Below are 813 nucleotides of genomic sequence, written 5' to 3'. Positions count from 1 at the left end.
TAGAGATTTGAAATATACACGTAAAATAAATCAATGTTATTGATTGCATATCAGATAATTACATCACTTGTTAATGACTTTTAGTGGACACTAGTGAATTCAGATATTGAAATATATTTTTGTTTCGTAATGCTCAGAAAATCCATAACTTTTCTATTTGCTTCATCTATTATCTTTTTTTGATCAAAATTTATATAGATATCCGTAACTGTATTTCCTCCATGCCCCAAAGCTGCTGCAATAGTTTCTTTTGGGATGTCTAGTGATGCTGCTATTGTTGCCCAAGTATGTCGTAGAAAATATGTAGTTAAATTTTCAATTCCTATTGAATTTCCAATTTTCCTAAGATTTTTATTCAATCTAATGCCGAAGCTTTTATAATTCATCGTTTCTCTGAAACACAGCATGTGATCTTTTTCTTTAAATTTATCAAGAAGCACCTTCACTTCTGGTTCAATTTTTATACTATAGGGCCTATTAGTTTTAGCGCGTCTGTAATCAATAAGCTGATTGTTTATGTAATTAATATTTATAAGTCAATTACATTAATACCAATTAAAAAAAATATAATCTTTGCAATGTCCCGAGCCCAATTCTCTCCATCAGTGCCATTATAATTAAATAGCAAGATTAATTTATTAATATTTATCGATCGCTTAATTGTATCTTCATTCTTAATTTTAAATCTTCTAAAAGGATAAGATTCTATACTTGTTTTATTTTTCAAGTTCGCTAGTTAAAACTATGTACTTTAGTACAAGGCTTTAGCTTCTATAAATGTTTAAAATTCTATCTTTGTAACGTTTATGGAAA

Annotated in this window: 1 protein-coding gene; it reads right to left on the bottom strand. The window is 27.9% G+C overall.

The genetic code is table 11. The annotated features are described in order from the left end of the window. Positions 1–80: 80 nt before the first annotated feature. Entirely contained in the window at positions 81–464 is a 384-nt protein-coding gene (locus tag D0T57_RS15340; RefSeq protein WP_368666941.1) for a tyrosine-type recombinase/integrase, read from the bottom strand. Positions 465–813 lie beyond the last annotated feature (349 nt).

Source organism: Dysgonomonas sp. 511 (genome assembly GCF_010501105.1).
Taxonomy (GTDB): domain Bacteria; phylum Bacteroidota; class Bacteroidia; order Bacteroidales; family Dysgonomonadaceae; genus Dysgonomonas.
The sequence above is the reverse complement of the archived record's forward strand: the minus strand, read 5'-3'. Positions and strand labels throughout refer to the sequence as shown.